Source organism: Peribacillus butanolivorans, from assembly GCF_001273755.1.
Taxonomy (GTDB): domain Bacteria; phylum Bacillota; class Bacilli; order Bacillales; family DSM-1321; genus Peribacillus; species Peribacillus butanolivorans.
Map to the genome: position 1 here is coordinate 264,670 of NZ_LGYA01000001.1, position 24,574 is coordinate 289,243.

General features: G+C 37.0%; 23 protein-coding genes and 1 pseudogene. 13 read left to right on the forward strand and 11 right to left on the reverse strand.

The genetic code is table 11. The annotated features are described in order from the left end of the window. Positions 1-109 precede the first annotated feature (109 nt). Positions 110-1,501 (reverse strand): hypothetical protein, encoded by a 1,392-nt coding sequence (locus AKG34_RS01230; RefSeq protein WP_053344426.1) that lies wholly within the window; start codon positions 1,499-1,501, stop codon positions 110-112. 136 nt (positions 1,502-1,637) lie between these two features. On the opposite strand from AKG34_RS01230, the gene AKG34_RS01235 reads away from it, so the two are divergent. Beyond that, positions 1,638-1,913 carry a hypothetical protein gene (locus AKG34_RS01235; RefSeq protein ID WP_053344427.1) on the forward strand — a complete coding sequence of 92 codons (276 nt, stop codon included), beginning with the start codon at positions 1,638-1,640 and terminating at the stop codon, positions 1,911-1,913. A 90-nt stretch (positions 1,914-2,003) separates the two neighbouring features. Here the strand turns inward: AKG34_RS01235 and AKG34_RS01240 are convergent, their stop codons facing one another. Next, positions 2,004-2,363: a hypothetical protein gene (locus AKG34_RS01240; RefSeq protein WP_053344428.1), complete on the reverse strand. Its 360-nt coding sequence runs from the start codon at positions 2,361-2,363 to the stop codon at positions 2,004-2,006. 27 nt (positions 2,364-2,390) lie between these two features. Then, a complete protein-coding gene (locus tag AKG34_RS01245; protein WP_053344429.1) occupies positions 2,391-2,999 on the reverse strand; it encodes a hypothetical protein in 609 nt (202 codons plus the stop codon). A gap of 674 nt (positions 3,000-3,673) precedes the next feature. On the opposite strand from AKG34_RS01245, the gene AKG34_RS01250 reads away from it, so the two are divergent. The 5 genes from AKG34_RS01250 to AKG34_RS01270 all read left to right on the forward strand — a co-directional run bounded on the left by AKG34_RS01250 (position 3,674) and on the right by AKG34_RS01270 (position 8,529). Beyond that, positions 3,674-4,738 carry a C45 family autoproteolytic acyltransferase/hydrolase gene (locus tag AKG34_RS01250; RefSeq protein ID WP_053344430.1) on the forward strand — a complete coding sequence of 355 codons (1,065 nt, stop codon included), beginning with the start codon at positions 3,674-3,676 and terminating at the stop codon, positions 4,736-4,738. Between the two features lie 258 nt (positions 4,739-4,996). Continuing rightward, positions 4,997-5,287 (forward strand): DUF3817 domain-containing protein, encoded by a 291-nt coding sequence (locus AKG34_RS01255; protein ID WP_053344431.1) that lies wholly within the window; start codon positions 4,997-4,999, stop codon positions 5,285-5,287. Between the two features lie 209 nt (positions 5,288-5,496). Continuing rightward, positions 5,497-6,264 (forward strand): ABC transporter ATP-binding protein, encoded by a 768-nt coding sequence (locus tag AKG34_RS01260; protein WP_053344432.1) that lies wholly within the window; start codon positions 5,497-5,499, stop codon positions 6,262-6,264. Beyond that, positions 6,251-8,170, forward strand: a complete 1,920-nt coding sequence (locus AKG34_RS01265; protein ID WP_053344433.1) for an ABC transporter permease — start codon at positions 6,251-6,253, stop codon at positions 8,168-8,170. Before AKG34_RS01260 ends, AKG34_RS01265 begins: the two co-directional genes overlap by 14 nt. 5 nt (positions 8,171-8,175) lie before the next feature. Further along, the gene (locus AKG34_RS01270) at positions 8,176-8,529 is read left to right on the forward strand and encodes a YxeA family protein (RefSeq protein ID WP_053344434.1); all 354 of its coding nucleotides are present in this window, start codon (positions 8,176-8,178) and stop codon (positions 8,527-8,529) included. A gap of 80 nt (positions 8,530-8,609) precedes the next feature. Here the strand turns inward: AKG34_RS01270 and AKG34_RS01275 are convergent, their stop codons facing one another. Both AKG34_RS01275 and AKG34_RS01280 read right to left on the reverse strand, forming a co-directional pair. Continuing rightward, entirely contained in the window at positions 8,610-10,049 is a 1,440-nt protein-coding gene (locus AKG34_RS01275) for a sensor histidine kinase (protein WP_053344435.1), read from the reverse strand. Positions 10,050-10,054: 5 nt separating this feature from the next. Beyond that, positions 10,055-10,756 (reverse strand): response regulator transcription factor, encoded by a 702-nt coding sequence (locus tag AKG34_RS01280; protein WP_053344436.1) that lies wholly within the window; start codon positions 10,754-10,756, stop codon positions 10,055-10,057. A 526-nt stretch (positions 10,757-11,282) separates the two neighbouring features. On the opposite strand from AKG34_RS01280, the gene AKG34_RS01285 reads away from it, so the two are divergent. Then, complete coding sequence (locus tag AKG34_RS01285; RefSeq protein WP_053344437.1) at positions 11,283-12,452, forward strand: MFS transporter; 1,170 nt, start codon at positions 11,283-11,285, stop codon at positions 12,450-12,452. 173 nt (positions 12,453-12,625) lie between these two features. On the opposite strand, the gene AKG34_RS01290 is transcribed toward AKG34_RS01285, so the two are convergent. The 4 genes from AKG34_RS01290 to AKG34_RS01305 form a co-directional block, all read right to left on the reverse strand. Then, positions 12,626-13,363: an amino acid ABC transporter ATP-binding protein gene (locus AKG34_RS01290; RefSeq protein WP_053344438.1), complete on the reverse strand. Its 738-nt coding sequence runs from the start codon at positions 13,361-13,363 to the stop codon at positions 12,626-12,628. A gap of 29 nt (positions 13,364-13,392) precedes the next feature. Then, positions 13,393-14,097, reverse strand: a complete 705-nt coding sequence (locus AKG34_RS01295; protein ID WP_053344439.1) for an amino acid ABC transporter permease — start codon at positions 14,095-14,097, stop codon at positions 13,393-13,395. After that, positions 14,081-14,905, reverse strand: coding sequence for an amino acid ABC transporter substrate-binding protein (locus AKG34_RS01300; RefSeq protein ID WP_053344440.1), 825 nt, complete (start codon positions 14,903-14,905; stop codon positions 14,081-14,083). The genes AKG34_RS01295 and AKG34_RS01300 overlap by 17 nt, the downstream gene beginning before the upstream one ends. Positions 14,906-15,412: 507 nt before the next feature. Continuing rightward, positions 15,413-16,969 (reverse strand): PHP domain-containing protein, encoded by a 1,557-nt coding sequence (locus AKG34_RS01305; protein WP_236694849.1) that lies wholly within the window; start codon positions 16,967-16,969, stop codon positions 15,413-15,415. 421 nt (positions 16,970-17,390) lie between these two features. On the opposite strand from AKG34_RS01305, the gene AKG34_RS01315 reads away from it, so the two are divergent. Together AKG34_RS01315 and AKG34_RS01320 are read left to right on the forward strand one after the other, a co-directional pair. Next, positions 17,391-18,287 (forward strand): TIGR01777 family oxidoreductase, encoded by an 897-nt coding sequence (locus AKG34_RS01315; RefSeq protein ID WP_053344443.1) that lies wholly within the window; start codon positions 17,391-17,393, stop codon positions 18,285-18,287. A gap of 73 nt (positions 18,288-18,360) precedes the next feature. Further along, positions 18,361-19,548, forward strand: a complete 1,188-nt coding sequence (locus AKG34_RS01320) for an LL-diaminopimelate aminotransferase (protein ID WP_053344444.1) — start codon at positions 18,361-18,363, stop codon at positions 19,546-19,548. A 65-nt stretch (positions 19,549-19,613) separates the two neighbouring features. On the opposite strand, the gene AKG34_RS01325 is transcribed toward AKG34_RS01320, so the two are convergent. Beyond that, positions 19,614-19,856, reverse strand: a complete 243-nt coding sequence (locus AKG34_RS01325; protein WP_053344445.1) for a hypothetical protein — start codon at positions 19,854-19,856, stop codon at positions 19,614-19,616. Positions 19,857-20,309: 453 nt separating this feature from the next. Then, positions 20,310-20,819, reverse strand: a complete 510-nt coding sequence (locus AKG34_RS01330) for a DoxX family protein (protein WP_053347941.1) — start codon at positions 20,817-20,819, stop codon at positions 20,310-20,312. A 447-nt stretch (positions 20,820-21,266) separates the two neighbouring features. Between AKG34_RS01330 and AKG34_RS01335 the strand changes: the two genes are divergently transcribed. The 4 genes and pseudogenes from AKG34_RS01335 to AKG34_RS01355 all read left to right on the forward strand — a co-directional run bounded on the left by AKG34_RS01335 (position 21,267) and on the right by AKG34_RS01355 (position 24,533). Then, positions 21,267-21,881 (forward strand): undecaprenyl-diphosphatase, encoded by a 615-nt coding sequence (locus tag AKG34_RS01335; protein WP_053344446.1) that lies wholly within the window; start codon positions 21,267-21,269, stop codon positions 21,879-21,881. Positions 21,882-22,056: 175 nt separating this feature from the next. Next, a pseudogene (locus AKG34_RS01340) lies at positions 22,057-23,045 on the forward strand (zinc-dependent alcohol dehydrogenase family protein). Between the two features lie 522 nt (positions 23,046-23,567). Continuing rightward, positions 23,568-23,840: a phage holin gene (locus AKG34_RS01350; protein WP_053344448.1), complete on the forward strand. Its 273-nt coding sequence runs from the start codon at positions 23,568-23,570 to the stop codon at positions 23,838-23,840. 213 nt (positions 23,841-24,053) lie between these two features. Beyond that, on the forward strand, positions 24,054-24,533 hold the full coding sequence (locus AKG34_RS01355) for a C40 family peptidase (RefSeq protein ID WP_053344449.1): 480 nt from the start codon (positions 24,054-24,056) through the stop codon (positions 24,531-24,533). The last annotated feature ends 41 nt before the right edge of the window (positions 24,534-24,574 follow it).

A 24,574-nucleotide genomic window follows, 5' to 3' on the forward strand; every position in this document is an offset into this window, starting at 1 on the left:
CTTTTTTTTCAGTCCTTTTTCATATGGAAATTACTTCACACATACAAATCTAGATCTTCAAGTACTGTTCTCGTTTTTTATTACCCAAGCACATTGTCTGCTTAAAAAGTTATATGAGAAACATCGCAATTATTGTAGTGAATACTAAACCAATGGTTACCGGTAGCAGATTCCGGCGCGCAAGTTCGAAGGGACTAACATTACATATTGCAGCGGCTGGGATGAGGGCCCATGGAATCAAGGTTCCGCCGCCTACCCAAATTGCAGTTATTTGCCCAAGTGCAGTCAAGGTAGCGGTTCCGCTTCCGATGGCTGTTCCAAATAGTTTAGCAACCGATCCTGCTAAAGAAATGCCTGAAAATCCCGACCCATCGAGGCCAGTGATGGCACCGATGCCCGTTAATGTAACGGCGGCTATTTCTTTCGTTAAAGGTACGGAGGCTGCTAAGGCGGCACCGAGATCATTGACAATGCCGAGAGACGTTTTTGGTAAATAGTCACCGATGATTTGGTTGAAGCCAGAATCACCTAAATAGAAGAATGCAGCGATTGGAATGACGGGTCCGAATACTTTGAATCCAAATTGAAATCCCTGAATTAAATAGGCCGTTGATTTTTCAAGTCCTTGTTGTTTATGTGCGACAAGGGATAAAATCAGCAAAATGAAAACGGCAGTACCGCCAACCAATGCGGTTGCATCTCCCCCTTGTAACTTCAAAATCGATAATGCCACAACATCCAACAGAAATGCGATCGGAATGAAGACTGCAAAAAACTTCTTTTGTGCCAGTGTGAGCAGATCTTCACTAAATGTTTGATCTTGGACGATACCTTCATTATCCTCCGCCTTGATTCTTCCAAGTTTCATATCCCGCTTCAAGAGGATAAAGGCGGAGAGGGTGGTGACGACGCCCATTGTGATGACAAGGGGAATGCTCGCAGCGATAACATCACCGACTGGTATCGAAGCGGCATCCGCCGTCAGTTTAGGTGCAGCTTGAATGATGAAATCCCCTGACAATGCTATTCCGTGACCAAAAAGGTTCATCGCCATCGCCACACCGAGAGCAGGTAAACCAGCCCGTAATGCAACGGGGAGCATAACCGCCCCAAGTAAGGCAACAGCCGGTGAGGGCCAGAAAAACCAGGATATGATCATCATGACGATTCCGATTATCCAAAAGGCAAGTGTAGGATTTTTAATGAATTTAGCAAATGGTGCGATCATGACATCATTAATTCCAGACTTCGTTAAAACCGTGCTCATGGCAACTATGATTGAAATGATTAATATCGTGGACATTAATTCTGTGATTGCGAAAATGAAGCTGTTAAATATCCCGCTTATGGATGAGGCTAAACTGCCAGTAGCAACTAAAGCCAAAAGGAAAATTCCAATTATGCAAATGAGGGTAGTATCACGACGTTTTACCATAAACCCGATTATCAATGCAATAAATACAACATAAATCCAATGGAGTGCCGTTAATTCCATCTCCATGATCCGTCCCCCTCATAAATGTGCCTAGTTACAGATTATGAGGGGAGATCGGGTCGGTGAGTTGTTTCATAAATTTCAAGGCTTATCTTCTTTATTTTCACTTATGATGAAAATATCGAGTTCAAGAAGCAGCAACATGAATGCTTGGCCGAACATTTTGTCATTCGGTTTATTGTGTACAGCAACAGGGGCTGTCCTGGGCTTGTTAACATTTAGCCGAAATAGAAAAAACGATATCAAAAGTAATGTCAAAAATGATGCTACAGAATCGGCTATCATTAAAACAAAGCTAGACAATATTGATCAATTTGTTGATTCAATTAGGATTGATTTTAAAGCTAGTGACCAGCGTTGGACTGCATTGTCAGAGACGGTTATTCGTATAGATAAGGCAAATCATCTAAAATATTGACGCTGATAAGCTTATGAAATTTGGGCAATTGGGACGATAAATAAGACAGCCATATTGGTTGCCTTGTTACTTCAATAGCAAATGAATTTTCTAAGCATTAATTTTCCTATATCTTAATGTCATATCAACTATAGTCAATAATAAAACAAACCATAAAATAGGATTATTTAATGAGATTCCTACAGTAGATTTCCCACCCATTAATGTTAATACTCCTATTAGCACTAAAGTATAGAGAATAAATGCTGCTTCTCCAATAAATGAGTTTTTTTCGTTATCTTCATCAGTCTTTCGATTAATTACCAAATAGATAATCACTACTGCGATAATTCCAATTGTCATTGTAGTCTTAGACATGTCATTGAAGACGATATTCGGGAAATAATCAAAAATCATAAGACCAGAAAATAATAAAAAGATACCTATTCTCACTAATGTTATCAAATTCATCTTATTCCCCATTTCCTCGGTTATTAATTATTTTCCAAACCAGTAATTGCATTGGAAATATTGAACTGATTTAGGTGCTGTGTAATTACTTTTTCCGTAATGTACTACTGTTGCATGATAATTTCTTTTCTTTTCTGCAGTGCTATAAGAACTTGATACCCAAGAACCCACATAAGTTGGACTAATTTTAGACCAGCTATTTAACTTTACAAAAAGCCAATTTGCAAATACGTTATCTGTTAATGATTTAGGAATCTTTTTCATCATATATGCAAAAATTAGATTTTTGGCTTCGTTTACACCGGTATTTTTGTATGTTCTAAAAATAGGTGCTATTTCAGTAACTGTTGAACCGCCAGACACAGGAGCGCGCAATGATATACCACCATAGTCAGGGTCATTTTCAATCGATGTTGTTTCAGGTGTCGTACTCATAACTGCATTGTACACGTTTTCAATCTCTTGGTCTGTTAAAATGGTATTACTCGTTATTTCAAGATCATTAAGAGAATATGTATATCCTTCTAACTCTTGTTCTGGAGATGTTCCGTTGCTAACATTTTCATTGGCAAAGGACGGAGTTACTAAACTAAATAACATAACCAAAGATAATGAAAAAACAAACATTTTTTTCATAATTTTCCCCCTCTTAAACAATAATGACATCCTTTTTCAATTATTTAATATGCGTCCATGTATTTCTAAGTATGTTAACTAGTGCAATAGTAACATAGATTTGTAAATTTATTAATAAAAATTTACAAGTTTGTAATTTTTAAATAGATTTGAAGATTAAATATAGGTATATTGGATGATATGATATAGGGTTGAACAAAAAAATCTGTACCTACATTTGGTATCCAGTTCATGGGCCTATCACCGGCAAAAAAGAGAATAATAAACGATGCTGCCTTTAATAGAGATGGATATATGCATTTAATAGAAATAGACTACAAAAGAATGATTGATAATCAAAAAATGATGCCTATTTACATATGCATCAACAGAAACAGATTACGATCCAAATTCATATCCGGTACTATCCATTATCGAAGAATTGAGAGAAGAACAATCAGAAATGACAGATGAACAAAAAATTCAAGCTTATGAACAAGCTCAATATTAATTTTGAATTTGGCCGAAGAATTTGAAAAAAAAAAACAATATACTTCATTTTTCTTGAATTAATGATGAATATGATCCATAGATTTGTCGAGTATAGCTAATTTAAAGGCCTATCTTCTTTATTTTCGACAATACATCAAGTATCCTTAATTTGAATGGCCACTACTGTAAATGAGGGATAAGTCGTGAGGCAAATATATAGTGATATTATACAATTTCGCGGTACACATTTTGAGTTTGGATACATGCAAGGTGAGGAGTTAAAAGATTCACTAACGCTAAAAAATCGTGAAGATCAGTGGAAGATTAGGCAGCCACGGTTTACGGTTGAAGAAGAAGAGGTCAAGAAAGCGATTACACAATTTGCCCCTGGTGTGTGGGAAGAATTACTTGGCTTGCAGGAAGCGCTGAAATGGCCAATTGAACGTGTGTTGCATGAGTTTGGAGGATACCGATTGGATTATGTTCGGTCGGGATGTTCCATTATGACAGGTGAGAATTATTTCATTCGTAATTATGATTACCATCCAAAGACATATGAGGGACGCTATGTCCTATTCCAACCAACTGATCAAGGCTATGCTAGCATTGGTCCAAGTCAACGTGGGACTGGACGGATGGATGGCATGAATGAAAAAGGGTTAGTGATTGGATATAACTTTATGAATCGAAAAAATCCAGGAGATGGATTCATTTGTTGTATGATTGGTAGATTGATTGTAGAATCTTGTGCAAATGTAGGGGAAGCTGTCGCCATGTTGAAGGAAATCCCACATCGGCATTCATTTACTTACGTTGTCTACGATAAAAGTGGTGATACCTATATCGTAGAAACTTCTCCGAGAAATGTTGAAGTTCGCACAGCAAATGCCTGCACAAATCACTTTGAAATCATGAAACATGAAAATCGTAACCACCTTATTGATTCGAAACGCCGATTAAACATTATACAAAATCAACAAGGAAAACTTTCAGATGCCTACGATGCTTATAGATTGTTCAATGATACCAATCAAGGTGTATTTTCAGATTTATATAGCAGTTGGGCGGGAACGATTCATACATCCGCTTATTTACCTAAAGATATGAAGGCATGGATTGCTTTAGGGGGAAACCAAGAGCCTACTGCATTTGATTTTGCGAAATGGCTTGAAGGAGAAGATGTTGAGTTAGACCGAATCAGGGGTGTAATTGATACGGATATTCCATTTGTACATATGGATGAGGGAGCAAACTGGTTCCGGAATTGAGCGGTTAAGATCCCCTTTAAGCAACTTTGAATCACGTTGAAAAAGTAAAGTCTTTAACAGGCCCAATCCTTGGATTGGGCTATTGTTGTTTTAATTTTAGGCAAACGAATCATGGATACTTTTTATTAGTGGAGCGACTAGCAATATAATATGATAGAGAAATAGACTGGAAAATTAAAGTAGCAAGTAGATAGAAACCTTTCATGTGAACCGTTCCTATCAATTTGTACTTGTAAAAAAAGTAAGGGGGATGAACAAGTGTTTTCTACAGCTCTTGGATGGTTTCGGTTTATTACAATAATTGAGGGAATCTCATATGTTCTATTGCTAGCTATTGGTATGCCCTTTAAGTACATATTGGATATTGGAGAAGCAACACTCATTTTAGGCAGCATTCATGGTTTCCTATTTGTCGTGTTCGGCCTTTCACTACTTTATGTGAGCATTAAATCAAAATGGTCTTTTTTTAAAATGGCGATGATCTTCATCGTTTCATTTATCCCGTTTGGGAATTTTGTTATTGATCGAAAACTATTGAAGCAAAGTTAGATGATAAAGAAACATTCTCTCTCTATCCAAACAAATAACGTTATTTTAAAAAAGTTCATCTGAAAAAAATAAGGTAAAAAAATCGTCTTCTATACAATAGAAGACGATTTTTTTTTATAGATTTAAGGTTGCTGTAAGGTTGGCACAAAGATGCTGTAAGGATGGGCATTTATAGTATAAGTATCAGCAAAAATGACGAGGTGAAACACATGGAACCATTATTAAAAGTAGAAAATATTAAAAAAACATATGGTAAATTAAGCGCTGCTTATACTGCGTTAGAAAATGTATCTTTTGACATTCATGAAGGAGAGTTTGTGGGCATCATGGGGCCTTCTGGAGCGGGGAAATCGACTTTGCTTAATATGTTAGCAACAATTGATTCACCAACTGAAGGGAAAATCTATATGAATGATACGAGTATTCACGATTTGAAGGAAGCTGCTTTAGCAGATTTCAGACGTGACAATCTTGGTTTCATCTTCCAGGATTACAATTTGCTCGACTCATTGACTGTGAAGGAAAATATATTATTACCACTGGCGATTGCGAAAACCCCAGCTAAAGAAATTAATATCTTAGTGAATCGTATTGCTAAAGTATTTGGTATTGAAGATTTACTAGCAAAATATCCTTACCAAATTTCCGGTGGCCAAAAGCAAAGAACAGCTGCAGCCAGAGCGCTTGTGACAGAACCTGCACTGATTCTAGCGGATGAACCAACAGGTGCACTTGACTCAAAATCAGCGACAAATCTACTGGAAAGCTTAAGTAATTTAAATGAAAATAATAATTCTACCATCATGATGGTGACACATGATGCATATGCAGCAAGCTTCTGCCGCCGTATTATTTTCATCAAGGATGGTACGCTATCAACAGAAATTTATCGTCGTGACCAAACACGTAAAGCATTCTTCCAACAGATTTTGGATGTCCTTGCAACAATTGGGGGTGAGGTAGATGACGTTATTTAGTCTAGCGAGAAAAAATATTGCACGAAACTTCTCCCAATATTTTTTATACATCGCATCTATGGTTTTTAGTATTGTCATCTACTTCACATTTGTGACATTAAAATATAGTGATACGATTGCAGAAAAAACGGCGTCATCACAAAAATTAGATTCACTAATGAGTGGTGCGGCTGTCATTCTAATATTCTTCGTTGCCATATTTATCGCATATTCGAATTCATTCTTTATGAAAAAACGTAAAAAAGAAGTGGCATTGTATGCATTACTTGGCGTACGTAATCGTCAAATTGGCTTTATGCTCTTTTTTGAAAACTTATTATTAGGTTTGGTTTCATTAGTAATGGGGGTTGTTCTTGGATTCCTTTGTTCAAAAGGATTTATGACGATTTTGATTCATTTAATGGGCTATGATGTCATAGCACCATTTATATTTTCGGGATCAGCAGCTTTGAATACCGCCATTGTATTTCTTATTATTTTCTTAGTGACATCATTCCAAGGCTATCGTTTAATTTATCAATTTAAACTAATTGATTTATTCCATGCATCGAAAAAAGGGGAAGCTGCTCCGAAGCCATCTATGATTGTAGCCATTCTTGGAGTATTACTAATTGCCATCGGTTATTGGTTGGCGATGCAAGATCTTTTTACTTCTAAAGTGTGGCAAAAAGTCGGCTTTTTAATGACAGCACTCATTATTTTAGCAACAGTAATTGTCGGTACATTTTTATTGTTCCACAGTGTGACAGGCTTTGTGTTAGCTGTGATTAAGAAAAATGAAAAATGGCTATGGAAAGGTCTTCATATAATGACGATCTCACAACTGCTATATCGTATTCGGGGTAATGCACGTACATTGACTGTAATTGCGGTGTTAAGTGCTACAACTGTAACAGCAGGTGGTGCAGTGTATGGTCTTTATTACAACACAAATGACCAAGTTATGACCGCTGATCCGAATACCTTTATGTATCAGCAAACAGATGCAAAAAGCGACCAACAAGTTAGCAATGTATTGTCAGATACAAAGTACGATGAAAATATCGAAGCACTATCAGTCACATTTAATACAAAAGAATTAAACGCGGCATCAGTTTTCGATAGCTCAGATAAAAGAATTTATACGATTATCAACGAAAAAACCTATAACAAATTAGCAGCAGTACAAAACAAGGAAGAACTACATGTGAATGCTGACAATGCGGTTATTTTAGATATTGGATATGACAAAAGATTCTCACCTAAATACAAAGGAAAGACCATCACGACAGAAAACAACTCTGCAATCACATTCCAGAGCTATAAAACGCAAACAGTTTTAAATGCCGGCACAGCAGGTATTGCAGTTGTGGTATCAAATGATCAATTTAAAGTATTACAAAAAGAAGGAGAAGCACTAAAATATCGTGTCATTGGTGTGGACAGAGCTTCTACGGATTTATCTAAAAAAATTGCAAAACAAATACCTGAAGAAGCGCTATTTTCTAGTGCTCCTCAAGATTTTCAGACAAGCATTGAAGGCGTAGGATCACTGCTCTTTATCGGAAGCTTCCTGGGTCTGGTATTTTTAGCTGCAACAGGTAGTATCATTTATTTCAAAGTATTAACTGAAGCAGAGGAAGATAAATCACAATACAATATGCTTCATAAAATGGGCGTTAGCGCAAAAGAAATGCGGAAATCCGTTGCATCACAAGTATTCGTAATCTTCTTCGTACCACTAACAGTAGGGTTATTACACAGTGTTGTTGCTTTAAAAGCCTTCTCTAGCTTACTGATGATGGATCTTGCAAAACCTGTGATGATCTGGATGATTGCTTATACAGTTATCTACGGTCTGTATTATATCTTAACGGTAGCTTCTTACAATCGTATTATCACACAAAATAATAAAACAGAAGGATGATTGAGATGAAAAAATTTCTAATGGTAGTGGGCATTTTGTTTTTGCTAGGAGTAGTAGGAGCCTTCGCGCTTACTAATATTGACTTCAACCGTATGAATGCCAGCAATTATTATTTACAAATTACAGAGGATGGGGAAGAGCATGAAACCAAACTGGATGATGGTACAGTGATGACCTCCTACTCTTATAAACTGGACGCTACTAATGCTGATGGTGAAACAATTCCACTAGAATTCACTGCACAAAAAAATCTTCGGAAAGATGCCTACTTGAAAATGTACGTGAAAAATGGTGATGAAGTATCGTCATATGATGAAGTGAAATTTGAGGAAATTCCGGAAAAGGCACAAAAAAAATAAAATATGAAAGAAGGGCTGTCTCCAATAAGTAAGTGGAGTACAGCCCTTTTCTCTGCCTGTTAAGAAAAAAATAATTAGCATTATAAAAGAATAGTAATGGTGGTGCCCTTATTTTCAACGCTAGTCAAATCGATTTTCCCATTATGGGCTAGAATAATATCTCTTGCAATCGCCATTCCTAAACCAGTTCCATGTGTACTGGTAGTATTCGTACCTCGGTAGTAGCGTTCAAAAACCTGTTCTAAATCTTTAGAGGGGATACCGCGGCCATTATCGGCAATGGTAATTTGGGTATGAAAGACTGAAGCTGTGGATATGTTGCTTGACTTTTGCTCTTGTCCACCCTGTAGATAAATATTATCAATTCGAATATTCACAACGACATGTTCATCGTTATGCACAAGTGCGTTGTAGATAAAGTTAAAGATCGCCCTTTTCAGTAATTTTTTATCCACTTTATGCATGGCTTTGTCCACATTTGCCTCAAATTCAACCTGTCGATCCCCAAATGATGAATCATTTAAAAGCTCAATCGTCATTTCACGGATAAACCCAACAATATTTACATCTTCAAATTGTAACGGGAGTTGTTGATTGCGCAAACGCATCGTTAAATTGAGGTCATCTAACAAATCTTTCATATATTTAGACTGTCTATTAATAATAGATGTATACTCATACAGTTCTTGTGGTGTTATATCTGTGGAGCTATCTTTCATCAATTCTGCATACCCATGGATAGAAGCAAGTGGTGTCTTCATATCATGCGAAACATTGCTAATCCATTCCTCACGCATTTGGTCGAGTTGATCACGTTCTTTCTCATACTGATCTAATTTTACCGATAGTTCATTCATATTGCTAAATACATCTTCATAAACGCCTTTTGGTATAGGCATCTTTTTAAAACGTCTTTCCCGAAGCTGCTGAATTCCTTCTATTAAGGTGTTGAGTGGGGTAGTTAATCTTTTTCCGAATAAAAATCCTATTACTAATGCAATAATGATATCGACGATTAAAAATAGTAAAAGTAAAATATTAATGTATTTAAAAACTTTAGCATAATCATAGGTTATTACATAGCGACCTATTTTCTGTTCCTTAACACCTACAAAATAGCTGAAATTATGGGCTTCGCCGACAAACACAGTCGTCTCTGCATCAATTTCTTTATACTTATACATTTGTACGATTTCAATAGGAGAATAGACTGTTTGCAAATTTTGAGGTGTATAAAAGGCTGCCACTTGCTCACCCTTATTATTCAAAAATTGTATCCAGGCCTTATTGTCTTGGAGTTTTTCCAGTCCTTCTTCATTTACCATCGGTTTGTTATCTTGTAGTTCTACATATTGTGAAAATGTTCGGCTAAAGTTTTCCGCAGATACTTCTTCTGTCCCAAAATTATGCATGGCTCGATAAAAGAGTAAGCAGAGGAGTAAAATTGTATTTACAATCCCTACGATTACAACAATTGTCACAACGGATCCTAAAAAGCGCCGTGTCAATTTCCACTTCATTTGTCTCACTCCTTGGATTGTAATTTATAACCAAGCCCTTTAACTGTTATTAAAAACGAAGGCTTTGAAGGATCTGACTCAATTTTTTCGCGTAAACGGCGAATATGAACCATCACTGTATTATCAGAGCCAAAGAAATCATCGCCCCACACATGTTCAAACAAAGTTTCCTTGCTCAAAATCTGATTCGGGTGATGCATAAAACAGCTCATCAGTCCGATTTCTTTAGCTGTGAGCTCAATCGCTTTGCCATCCTTTTTCACTTCTTTTTCATTGGCACTAAGCTCAAAAGGACCGACTTGCAAACTTTTCGGAGCCGCTTTTTCCTCTGAAAAGCCAGCGCGTCTCAGCTGTGCCTTTACCCGATAAGCAACTTCTTTTGGACTAAATGGTTTGGTAATATAATCATCCCCACCTATCGCCAGCCCTAAAAGCTTATCAATTTCCTCATCCTTAGCCGACATAAATAAAATGGGCACATTTGACACTTCACGAATTTGCTTGCATAAATCATAGCCTTCACCATCAGGTAGCATAATATCTAGCAATACAAGTGCAGGAGTAAACTCCTGAAACTTTGCCCAACCATCCGCAACCGTCCCCGCCGTTACAATATTTGTAATACCTTCTTTATGTAAAACTGTCTCCATGAGAAGTGCCAAATCTTCCTCGTCGTCGATAATTAAAATCCACTGATCATTAGCCATTCTTCTACCTCCCAAACATCAATCTTAACCTACAGTATAGAGTACCCTGTAGCAAAAAATAAGGGGAAGGGAGAGATAATTCTGGAATAAGTGGCGTCTTAGGCATCCGTTTCATAATTTTTCATTCAAGATTATATTTAATAGCGAAGATAAGCTGCGAAACAAAGTAGAGAAAAGCACATAGGTTCCATAAAAAAAGAAAATGTACTTTCGATGTAAGGACCAGGACCTTGTTGCCATAAAACGTAGAGGCCTGATCATGGCTTGGTTTTAAATGAGGTAGTTTATGGTTGTAGGCTTATTTATTTGAGGTGGATATAGATAGTACTAAATACTGATTTGGTAAAGGTTGTATGATAAACTGTTTAAAGTATTGGTAGGTAGATAATGATATAGCTATTATGTTTTACTATGCAATTAAGTCTAGGTCTTCGATAATATTCTTTCTAGACCAAAATCATTTTTTATCAAAGATCATTAGAAAAAGTATGCGGCAAATGTGAAAGAATAAAAGGAGAAAAAAATAATGGAAACAAAAAAGGTGTTGCCTGTTCTTTTTTTAGTCATGTTTTTAGTGATGGTCGGCTTTGGGATTATTATTCCCGTAATGCCGTTCCTAGCTGAAAAGGTGGGTGGCAGTCCGACAGAGCTTGGTCTTTTAATGGCTGTCTATTCGTTAATGCAATTATTATTTGCCCCAATGTGGGGACGTATCTCAGACCGAATAGGTCGTAAGCCTGTTATGATGATTGGAATCGCAGGATTAGCGCTTTCTTTTTTCATCATGGCGACAGCAGATTCTTTATGGGTTTTATTCGTAGCTAGAATTGTTGGTGGGGTTTTATCCTCTGCTAACATGCCAACTGCAATGGCGTATGTAGCTGATATTACGACGCCAGAGGACCGGGGGAAAGGGATGGGGATCATTGGTGCTGCTACAGGACTTGGCTTCATCTTTGGTCCGGCAATTGGAGGTATCTTCTCAAAATCAAGTTTGAATTTACCTTTTTATATTGCTGGAATTTCATCTTTAATTACTCTAATTTTAGTGTTTATAATACTGAAAGAATCACTTACAGTAGAAAAAAGATCTCAGCATTCGAAAAATAAAGAATCAATGTGGAAAGCCTTTAATGGACCTCTGAGTATTATGTTTATTCTACAATTGATTATCACACTTTCGATGGCTGGACTCGAAACGACTTTCGCCTATTTCGCAGCTCAAAAGGCTAATATAAGCCTTGTACAATTAGGCTATATCTTTATGATCATGGGATTTGGCAGTGCGATTGTTCAAGGTGGATTAGTGGGAAGGATGACCAAGAAATATGGGGAAGGGGCGGTCATCCGAATCGGGATTATCGTATCGGCCATTGGATTTATTCTAATACTGTTCTCTAATAATTTCTGGACATCTGCAGTTTTCTTAACTATTTTCGGATTAGGGAATGGTTTCATCCGGCCGGCCATTTCGGCACTGTTGACCAAAAATTCTACAACTGGACATGGCAGTGTTACTGGCTTACTTTCTTCATTTGACTCATTCGGTAGAATTGCTGGGCCTCCAATAGGTGGATGGTTATTTTCCATTTCGATAGATTTGCCATTTATTTCAGGAGCTATGCTTTCAGTTTTTGCATTGGTTCTTTATCAGATTTATCATGCACAGACGAAACAAGTTAAAGCACTTGTTTGATGTATGTGCAACCCTAAACTAGCCTGTAGATAACGTCCAAAGTCGGGCAAATCTACAGGTTTTTTCAATAAGTTCGTACAGTCGAAATTGAGATTATACATTTAATTTAAATGAGCAAAAAAACCCTATTTTGCAAATAGGGTTTTTCTATTCTACTTAATATAAGCGCCTTTTTATTGAATCATATTCAAAAAACGGCGTGTACGCTCTTCTTTAGGGTTTGTGAAAATTTGTTCGGGTGTTCCGCGTTCCATAATTTTTCCTTCATCCATAAAGATAACTTCGTCTGCTACATCACGAGCGAAACGCATTTCATGTGTCACAACAACCATTGTCATTCTTTCTTCTTTCGCTAGGTCTTTCATTACTTGTAAGACGTCACCAACTAGTTCAGGATCAAGAGCAGAGGTTGGCTCGTCAAACAGCATTACTTTTGGCTCCATGGCCAGTGCCCTTGCAATTCCCACGCGCTGTTGCTGGCCGCCAGACAACTGGAAAGGATAAAAATCAACTTTATCACCTAAACCCACTTTTGTAAGCAATGCCTTGGCTGTTTCTTTCGCTTTTTGTTTTGGAATGTTCTTTACTATAATGGGACCTTCCATGACGTTTTCTACTGCTGTTTTGTGTGGGAAGAGGTTATAGTTTTGAAATACCATTCCTGTCAAACTGCGAAAAGAAGTAATGGATCTTTTACTAACCGTTTTTTTAAACTCCATTAATTTCTGATCAATTTCAATCGTCCCGTCTGTAGGCACCTCAAGGAGATTTAAGCAACGAAGAAACGTTGTTTTACCTGAACCAGAAGGGCCGATTAATACAATGACTTTTCCTTGTTCTACTTCCAAATCAATGCCCTTTAACACTTCAAGGTCACCAAATGATTTATGAAGATTCTTAATGTTAATCATTTTAAAATCTCCTTTTAATACTTCAGCTCTTATTTTGCTACATACCGATTAAGTTTGTCTTCGATACGTCCTTGAATAATTGATAAAACCGTACACATAATCCAATATATAGCGCCTGCTTCAATGTAGAGTAATAGAAATTCATAGTTTTTTGCAGCAATTTCTTGAGCTTTACGGAACATCTCTGCTACAAGAATTAGTGATGCAAGCGATGTATCCTTTAAAAGGCTAATAAAAGTGTTTGATAATGGGGGAATGGATACTCGAGCTGCTTGCGGTAAAACAATTCGCTTTAATGCTTGGGTATATGTCATACCAATTGAATAACCTGCTTCCCATTGTCCTTTTGGTATTGATAGAATAGCAGCCCGTATAATTTCTGATGCATAAGCTCCGACGCTTAGAGAAAATCCTATAATAGCCGATATGAAAGGATTAAGCGTTATACCTAAGTTTGGCAGCCCGTAGAAAATAATAAATAATTGCACAAGTAATGGTGTCCCGCGGATGATTGACACATATACACGCGCAATTATTTGTAAAATTTTTATAGAAGATAATCGAGCTAATGCTGTTAGTACAGCGAGAATAAGGCCAAGAACAAATGTTATTAATGTTAGTGGAATTGTATATTTAATAGCTCCCTCTACCATAGGATAGAGGGAGGTCTGAGCGATAGAAACAAGTTGGTTCATACGCTCTGGGTCAGAGAAAATATTACTTAGGAGAAACATCTTCACCAAACCATTTTTCGGAGATTTTTGCGTACGTACCATCGTCATTCATATCTTTTAGTGCTTTATTTACTTCTTCCACTAACTTGCCGCTGTCTTTTCTAAACATTAACCCACTAGCTACACCGTTTTCTTCCTCATCAGCCACTTTGATAGGTGCATCGGGGTGTTGTTTTTTATAATCAAGGTAAGATAATTTATCATTTATCGTTGCATCTACACGTTTAGAACCAATAAGCTGTACAGCTTGAGAAAATCCTTCAATACCAGTAACTTCAGCACCATGGGATTTAGCTATATCATTGTAGTTACTTGTTAAAGATTGTGCAGATTTCTTCCCTTTTAAGTCATCGAATGATTTAATATCTGAATTGTCTTTGTGAACAAGTAATACTGCTCCTGATTGAATATATGGGTCAGAGAAATCGTATTTCTTTTGACGGTCTTCATCAATTCCAACTTGGTTTGCGATCATATCAAAACGTTTGGCATCTAATCCTGCAAACATACCGTCCCATTGTGTTTCTTTAAACTCTGCTTTCACACCAAGCCGCTTTGCTACTTCCTTAGAAATTTCAACATCAAACCCAGTTAGTTTGTCTGAATCATCGTGGAATGTGAAAGGAGGGTATGTACCTTCTGTTCCAACTGTTAACACGCCATCTTTTTTGACTTTATCATATAGACTTTCTTGTGAAGAAGATTTATTGTCGGTATTATTTGCCTCATTTTTTGTATTTGAACCACAAGCAGTAAGTACAATTGTGAAAGCTAACAATAGCGATAAAAGAGCAATCGATTTTTTCATTTGATAAACCTCCTAGTAATCTGATAGGGATTGATACTCTGTGATACTAAATTAGAAAGGGCAAAAAGTCAATAGAAACAACTTATATCATTAGTGTTAATGTTTCTTTGCGAATTATACAGATTTTAAGGGATTGAAGTGAATTAGTACTCATAACGAAGAGCTTGTTCTTTTCTACAACTTTTCATTTCTAATATCAACCATTTCGTAAAAATGATGCCTACATAGATTTTCTTTTTATCCTTGAGAACGTTTGTCCTAATTATTCTCAAGATAATTGGAGGGGCCCACCTATCCTTTCTACTTATATGGCATCTGTTCTGATACCGAACTCGCACGTGAGTTTCAAGGTTTTTTGTCTGGAGGAGACTAAGGAGATTAGAAACGATGGATTTAAAACTTTCCAGAACATAAAGACTCCCATCCACCTTTAGAACTAAGCAGGGGATGGGAGTGTTATTTCTGGATTTGAACCGCCCGAAACTATTGCAGCATCTTTATTATTGGCTAGTGATTGTCATGTGTTCTTTCCTCTACGCTTACGAAGATAGGGTTCGAATAGAACCAAAGGTCTTTATAGTTACGGTTGTTGATCTCGGCAAAACGTGATTCGTTATCCTCAATATCAGTCTTTGAATCGATCAGCGGCTCACCGTTGCTCGTTTCTCCAGAGACATTTTCTCCTAGATTCGTACCTCTCAAACGGAAATATTGGTCCTTACTCGCTTTGACTTTGTAAGTGATAATATGGTAACCGTCGCCATCAGTTTTCCAGTCTTTGCTTGTAAAGCGTTTAACTACTTTTGTCGTATCATTGGTGTCTTTACTGTAAGCAGGTGTTCCAGGCACAGCTTTCCCAGTTACATCACCGGAAATTAAATCCACGTGATCCACTTTAACCGAATCGCCGTTGTTGTTCTTTTTAGGGCTCTTAAATCGGATTGTAATTTTGACCATTTGTCCTTCCTTCACTTTAAGGTCCCCACCCATATCTACCTTGCTGCTGCCGCCTTTAGCTTGGAAATCAAGTGCGTTAATCAAGTCACCAAAAACAGAGAATGATTTCCCCGACCGCATGCCGTCCAAGACGGATTGCATTGTGGAACCGTTCACCCAAGTGTAATTTTTGGAATATTCGCCAGGCCAGTATCCGCTTGAGTAAAGGCGGTTTTCACTGATTTCGAAATGGGAGTCCGAATTGGAAAAGTTCCAGAACTGACGTCCTTCTCCAAGAAGCGCATCCCATGCACCGCCTACCTTAGCAAGCATGTAATCGGAACCACCGTAAGTTCTGTTTTCAGGCGTTGTCAGGTTTAAGCCGCCTCTGTCAGGCTCCATCTGGTTTCCGGGCATGCCTTCAAATCCGAACAAGACATCCGGTGCGATATTGTTGAAGTCGCGGAAATCAGATATGGTGTACACCTTTTTTCTCGAAGGGTGATTCAGGATGGCATAACTTGTATTCTTATAATTCTTCTCAAGCCATGCCAAGGCTGTTCGAGCATCCTGGGGTGTCTTATTGGCTCTTTGATCCTGTGCTTTCCAGATGGCTACATCCGTTGAATTGAACATCTTTTCATCCTGGTTGGTAAACAAATACTCGAATTGATTGCCAGCTTTTAAACTTTTCGATGATCCTGCCTGATCTCCCAAAATTCCTATGCCGACATGCTCGTATGTAGGCATGTCCCATTCGAACCCCGAAAAGATAATTTTATTTTTATATTTGCCCTTTTTCTGCAGTTGTTTCATTTTCGGAGCTTGATATTGAATGATTCCCTGAGACAGCGGAATCGGACCGCCTGGAACCAATTGTCCTTCATCATCCCGTGAAGACATTCTCAAATGGTCGGAAATCCCCATCCAATCCATACCATACTTGTCAAATGAGTTGTTGAGCACGTTTTCAAGGGTCTGAGACCCCTCTGCATCGTCGGACTGAGTAGTATGGGCATGATATTCCCCTTTCATCCATCTGCCTCCAGAATTTGTCTGGTTGTTTTCTTCTGCATCTTTTGCAGCGACCGGCAGACTTTGAGAAAAGATGGCTAAGCTGAGAGCCAATACCGTGAATGATTTGAACTTATTTAACATCTTTCTGATACCTCCGAAATATTGAAATAATATTGAACAAGCCAATTTTATTGTAAAAGTATTAAGTAGCTATTTGGGGAGAGTATGGTTTTTGTAAATGAAAAGGGGAAATTTCTGGAATAATCTTTCATTTGAGAACCTATAGAAAAAACCATATGTTTATTGACGAAATAAGGGAAAAACTCTTTAGCAGAGCCTCGGATTGTCGAGAAACCTTCGACAGCCTTTTTATTTAACATCATTCTTTTATCCATCACGTTAAATTTAAAAGAGTATACTCCTACCATTTAATGTAATTGGATGATATAATTTTTGTGAATAAATTCACAAAAATAGAAATATCTAGTTAAAGTATTTGCTATTAACTCTTGAAAGAAAGCGAGTTGGTTATATGAAGAAGAAAGTAGTTTTGGCTGGCGGGACTGGTTTTGTCGGTAAATACTTTGAAAATCATTTCATGAGTTTAGGATATGAGGTAAGAATAATCTCAAGACAATCTCCACATATAAGTTGGAGCAATAACGAAGGAATAAGAGAATCGATTGAGAATTCTGATATGTTAATCAACTTGGCAGGAAAAACAGTTAACTGTCGCTACAATGCTAAGAATAAGGAAGAAATCTTACATTCACGAACTGAAACTACTAAAATACTCGGAAATGCGATTAAACAATGTGAAAATCCTCCTTCATTATGGATAAATTCAAGTACGGCGACTATTTATAGGCATGCTGAAGATAATCCAATGACAGAAGATGACGGTATCATCGGCTCAGGTTTCTCGGTTCATGTGGCCAAAGAGTGGGAGCGTTCTTTTTTTGAATTTCAATTACCTGAGACAAGACAAATTGCTTTAAGAATTGCGATTGTGTTGGGCGATGATGGAGGGGTAATGACTCCTTATAAAAATTTAGTCAAATTTGGTCTAGGCGGTCATCAAGGATCGGGAAATCAAATGTTCAGTTGGATACATATAGATGATTTATTTAACATTGTCCTTTTTCTTAGAAAGAACGAGGAGTTGTGCGGAGTATTCAATTGTTCTTCGCCTCACCCAGTTACAAATCGCGAGTTAATGGCTCACTTGAGAAAAGCCATGAATAGAAAGATAGGATTGCCATGCCCAAGACCCATGCTTGAAATGGGAGCTTTCTTTATGAGAACCGAAACTGAATTGATTTTAAAGAGTCGCTGGGTTATTCCTGAAAGAATGGTAAGGGAGGGTTACGAGTTTAAATTTGATAAACTCGATGCAGCCCTTCAACAAATACTCAAGAGTTCTAAATAAGGGTATAAAACACTAGAGAGTGATTTGCTATAATAATAGATAAAAAGATTATTGATGAAGGGGAATCCGTATTATGAATATTACTCCATCTGAAAAAGTCGGAAGATTCACAACAGGAATTTTTTCGGAGTTGGCGACTCGTAAGCAGGATGCGATGAAGCGCGGGATAGATGTTATCGATTTGAGCGTTGGTAGTCCTGATTTGCCACCGCCTGCATTTGTAGTGGATACGCTGGTAAAATATGCACAGGATACAAACTCATACGGTTATACGCTGAAAGGTACAACTGAATTCCATGAGGCTGTTTGCTATTTTTATCGGCAGCGTTACGGGGTAGAGCTTGATTCAGATAAAGAGGTCCTTCAACTGATGGGCTCACAAGATGGGCTTGCACACTTGGCAACAGCGATGATTAATCCGGGCGATTATGTGTTAGTACCAGATCCGGGATATCCAATTTACGAAGCAAGTGTAAAACTCGCGGGAGGTAACATTTATCCGATGCCGCTTACTGCCGAGAATAAATTTCTGCCACAGCTCAATCAAATCCCAGTGGAAATATTGAACAAAACGAAAATGATGATCATCAGTTACCCTGGAAATCCAGTCACTGCACTTGCTGATGAAGCTTTTTTTTCAGAGGTTATTTCGTTTGCTAAAAAGAATGAGATTCTGGTTGTTCACGATTTTGCTTACTCTGAGTTAATTTTTGATGATCATCCTCAGATTAGCTTTATGTCTATTCCGGGTGCTAAGGAGGTTGGGATTGAATTTAATTCGCTATCGAAAACGTTCAATATGGCAGGCTGTCGTATTGGATATGTGGTCGGCAATCATGATGCGTTACATATCTTAGGTACATTGAAATCACACATCGATTATGGAGTTTTTTATCCGATTCAAAAAGCTGCAGAAATGGCGCTTACATCCAACCTTTCGCTGCTGTCCGATCAGGTTAAGGAATACGAGGCCCGTCGGGATGCCTTGATAACAGGTCTTGCAAAAGGAGGATGGCATGTACCTAAATCCTCAGCTACCATGTTTATTTGGGCTCAAATTCCTGCTGGTTGGAAGTCACGCGATTTTGCTTATGAATTGATTGAAAAAGCGGGGGTTACGGTCGTCCCTGGGGATGCTTTTGGAGAACAAGGCGAAGGGTATGTTCGAATGGCCTTGGTCCAACCGGCTGAGAGATTGACAGAAGCTGCAGAAAAGATTCAATTGTTTCTGGAAGAATATCAAAAAGTGATTCAGGATTGAATATGAAAAGTAAACGGAAAGAGTGCAGAGGTAAGCCGCACTCTTTTTTTGCAGGTCCTTCTCATTCAATTCTTTTTTGCGACTTTATTCAAAATGAAATAGGCTGATATAGCAGATAAAACAGCAATTATTAATGTAGGTATTTGTGAACTTTGAACAAAAATCACTTCTTGTGAAAGTGTATTACTCATGCCCAATGACTCTGAAAAATCAGGGGTATATGTAGCAGTTAGAAATAGTCCAGATGAAATTTGCAATAAGGTAAATAACAATAAGAAACTAATAGTGAAAATTAGATACTTTTTCATTTTACACCTCCTCATTTAATTACGAGTATAGCGTACAAAAGTTTCGTTTAATTTTACACTTTTCTGGAAAATGTGAAATGGTGCATTTTCATTAGATTTCTAAAGCCATTCGTTTGGTTCTTTGCTTGTGTCTTAAAATCCTCATCAAACTTTTCAAAACGTTTAAATCCTTTAGCTTTATAGTAAATTTCTCCGACTTAGTTTCCTATTTCAACATCGGCAATACCTTGCGATAACCCTTGTAATTCTTGGATTAGCCTCTGTAAAAGCTTCTTACCAATTCCCTTTCCTTATGATATTTTATTCACTCATTCTTACTCTATCTAGTGGGATGAAATCCTGCGAATAAGCGAGCATTCGTAAGAAATACTTAATTAACTGAGGGAGTTCAACAAGAAGAATGCAAAAAAGACCGCCTATACTGGCGATCTTTCGAATCTACGTATTAAAAAACTAAGCAGCATTTTGTATCGCTCTTGTTTTTTTAGCAAATAGTTTTTCTTTAAGAGGTGGAGTAATCAAACCATCTACCCCATATCTTCCTGCATTCATAGCAGAAACTAGGATAAACATTGACAATAAAACAAGTTGTGGGTTTGTACTTGTAGTACCACTAAACATATAAGAAAAGTTCATCGCTATTCCAAAAAACACTGCTGTTTTTGTAAAACAACCGATTAATAAACCTACACCTACAAATAGTTCTCCCCAAGGTACTAAGAGGTTAAATACCTCTATATTAGGAATCGCTATATTTTTTAGAAATACCACCCACCATTCTTGAACAGCCGGGTGTTCTCCGGTTGAGTTAGCTAAAGCACCCTGTAAAAAGCCAGAAGCATCAAACTGTCCACTTGCTATCTTCCCCCAACCAGCCATAATCCACGTATATCCGATATATACACGTAATACAGCTAAGAGTATAGAAATGTTTTTGTTTTGTCTTAGAGCATCAATCATCATGTTTTCCTCCAGTATTTCAAAATAATAAGTACTAAGGAATATAATAACATCACCGAAAATGATTTTCATTATCAATTATATTAAAAATGTATTAAGAATATATAATGAACCTCCTTCTACAATCGGAAGTAAATCTGAGGATTCAGTAAGACACTTATTATTCAAAAATGGTATTGATCCAATTGTTGAAGTTAGTCTCAGTAAACAGCAATTTATTGGAGTTCTCTATTGAAATTACCATCAGACGATCCCAATTTCGAAGCTAGCTAATATTATTGTTATTTAACCACTCAATCCCGAAAAATAACGCTATGTGAATATTAAACCACCTTACAAAAATATGACAAAATTGTAAGATGTGAACCTTAAACTGTTAGGTTAATCGATGGCGATTTATCTCTCCCTCTTTTAAGATTTAAGAAAAAGAGGAAAAAAAGGTGGTATGAAATGAGTTTTTTAGAACTGAATATTAATTTATTTAGAATGATTAATGACTTAGGGAAACAATACACATACTTAAACCCTGCTATGATTTTCATTGCTGAGTATATGGTATTTTTCTTAGCTTTTGGTGTTATTGTAATTTGGTTTACTCAAAATAAAAAGAGTAGAATGATGGTTTTTTGTGCAACCATTACTTTTGTTTTTGCTGAAATAATCGGGAAGATAGCAGGAGAATTTTATTCCAATAATCAACCATTTGCTGAGTTGACAAATGTTAATAAATTAATTGAAAAAGCAGTTGATAATTCTTTTCCAAGCGACCATACAATATTGTTTTTCTCATTTTGTGTATCCTTTTGGATGTTCAAAAGAGGATGGTGGTTTTTATGGATCATACCGGCTTTCCTTGTTGGTTTTTCTCGTATTTGGGTCGGTGTCCACTATCCAGCAGATGTTCTAGCAGGAGCTATTATAAGCATCATTTCAGGCTCAATTGTTTACCTTATTGTTCCTAAGTTACGCTTGACTCTGAAATTATTAGGGATTTATGAGAAATGCGAACAATTGGTTATATCTCCTTTAACTAAATCGAAGGGGAAAAAATCAAAGGATTTTTAAGAAATAATAACATTAAAAATTTAAAATTTATGAATAAGTTTCAACTAACAGGTGCTTTACTTCAATAAGAGAGTTGCTTCGGCAGCTCTTTTTCTAATATCACGAACAGGGCAGGTTAGTGAAAGGTGATATTATAAATATAGATGAGATTTTAAAGTAAAGGAGACTTATTGTTGTGGAAGCAAAATGTATTAAATTCTATGAATTCGGAAGCCCGCAAAACGTATTGAAAGTTGAAAGTAAAAACATTCAACGACCTGCTAATGGAGAAATCCTTGTGCGTATGAAAGTTCGCCCTATTAACCCATCTGACTTGCTACCAATTCGTGGGGTATATGCTCATCGAATCCCTTTACCTTCCATTCCTGGCTATAAGGGGTAGGTATTGTAGAAGAGGTGGGTCCTTCAGTTTCTCAAGAACTAATAGGTAAGCGTGTTCTGCCTCTGTGTGGTGAAGGAACTTGGCAAGAATATGTTAGAACATCTGCGGAGTTGGCAGTTCCTATACCTCGTTCCATTGAGGATTATATTGCAGCACAATTATATATAAATCCGATAACAGCTTGGCTTACCTGTACAGAAGTATTAGCATTGAAACCGGATGATGTATTAATCGTGAATGCTTGCGGATCTTCTATTGGTCGTATCTTTACTCAGTTATCCAAGATTCTCGGTTTTCAATTGATTGCTGTAACAAGAAACAATAAATATACGGAAGAACTACTTAAACTTGGAGCTTCTTATGTAATCAATACTTCGGATAGATCATTACATAATACCGTGATGGAATTAACGAATGGGCGTGGAGCAAAAGCTGCTATTGATTCTGTGGGTGGAACAGATGGTTCAGAGTTAGCTTTTTGTGTTCAACCAAATGGAATGTTATTAACTATTGGGCTTTTATCAGGAAAGCCTGTAAATTGGGCGGAAATTTCAAATAGGACAAAAGTGAATGTTAAAATGTTTCATCTTCGGCATTGGAATCAACAGGTATCAGTACAAACTTGGCAAGAAACTTTTAACCTTTTGATAAATTTTATAAACGATAAAAGGTTGAGGTTTATGGTGCCAGACTCTCACTATGACTTACAGGAGGTACAGGAAGCTATTCGTGTAACAGAATCCCCTATGAGTAATAGAGGGAAGATTTTTTTATCCAGTTAGCTACTAATTTTTCTTCTTCGACTAAAAAGTCAGGCGTTTTTTATAATGAGATTGTTGTTTGAAAAAATGAAACAAAGAAGTTTTACTTTTGCTTTTCTCATTCGTAATTTTTATTTTAAGTCAGTCGAGTATATCACGGATATAGACCTAATTTGGTTATTTATCAATGTTGCAATTGTGATGATTGTTCTTGGGTCTTCTTTATATACTGAACGTCAAAGAAACAGAAAAAGTGACAAGTGAATTCCAGTTCTTGTTAACTAACGGGGGCGTACGTTCATAAAGAAGTGTGGAAAATCAAACTTTTTTATAAAAGTAACATTAAATTGAATTTGTTAAGAGCATGTTTTTGGCCAGTCTTTTTCAAAACATGCTCTTTTCTTTTGGATATACTTTCTAGCATATAGCGATATATTAATTTCATAGAATTCCCGAACGCTAGAAGGACAAGCTACATAAAATATAGCAAGTCCGTACTATTTATGAATTGAAGTGGACTTAATATAAATAAGGGGCATAGCAATGATCAACTGGAAAGTGCGTTTTAAAAATCCGACGTTTATTTTTACAGTTCTTCTCCCTGGGCTTTTAATATTAACGCAAATGGTTGCAGCGTTCATTAATAACTTTATCCACCCGATTGGTTTTACCATTACCGATGATGCGCTGAATGGGGCGATGGGGATTATTAACTTTATTGCGCTTACATTCTTTGGGGTCGGCGGTGTGGTTGATCATACTACTAAAGGTTTAAGCGACAGTGATGAGGCTCGAAAATATGAGGAACCTAAGTAATTGGACGAACCTTTTTCTACTAAAAATATAGAAGAAACCAGATGTCACCGTTTATTTTATGTAACGGAACATGTGGTTTTTTTGTTTTTTATATAGAGAATTTATGGTGAATAAACGAAGATGGTAGAAATAAAAAAGGATTTTAGGAATCAAATCAAAACTTCATCATATATTTAAAATTGTGTTTCATTTACAGATTGGGGAGGAAAAAGAATGAGTCTTAGTTTACCAGTTTCAAAATGGCTTGTAGCAATTGTTTCACTTGTAGCATTGGTTGCAGCATTTATTTTCGGTCCAGCTAATGCATCAGCATCAATCAACTATGGCGATGAAGTTGCCGCCTTAGCGGAGAAGCAGGTCGGGAGCCCATATAAATATGGAGGAACGACACCAAAAGGATTCGATGCAAGCGGGCTTACTCAGTATGTCTATAAAAATGCAGCGACAGAAATGAAAATTCCGAGAACAAGTGCAGAACAGTATAAAACCGGTAAAGCCGTGAAGCAAACAGACTTAAAAACAGGCGACTTAGTGTTCTATGCAACTGGCACGAAAGGAAAAGTCTCATTTGTGGGCATCTATAATGGAAAAGGTACTTTTGTGGGAACCACAACAAAAGGTGTAAAGGTAGTTAAAATGAGCGACAAGTATTGGAAAGATCGATATATTGGGGCTAAACGGGTCATTAAGTAAAAGCTCTGATATTCATAACGGATACTTTATAATATGACTAG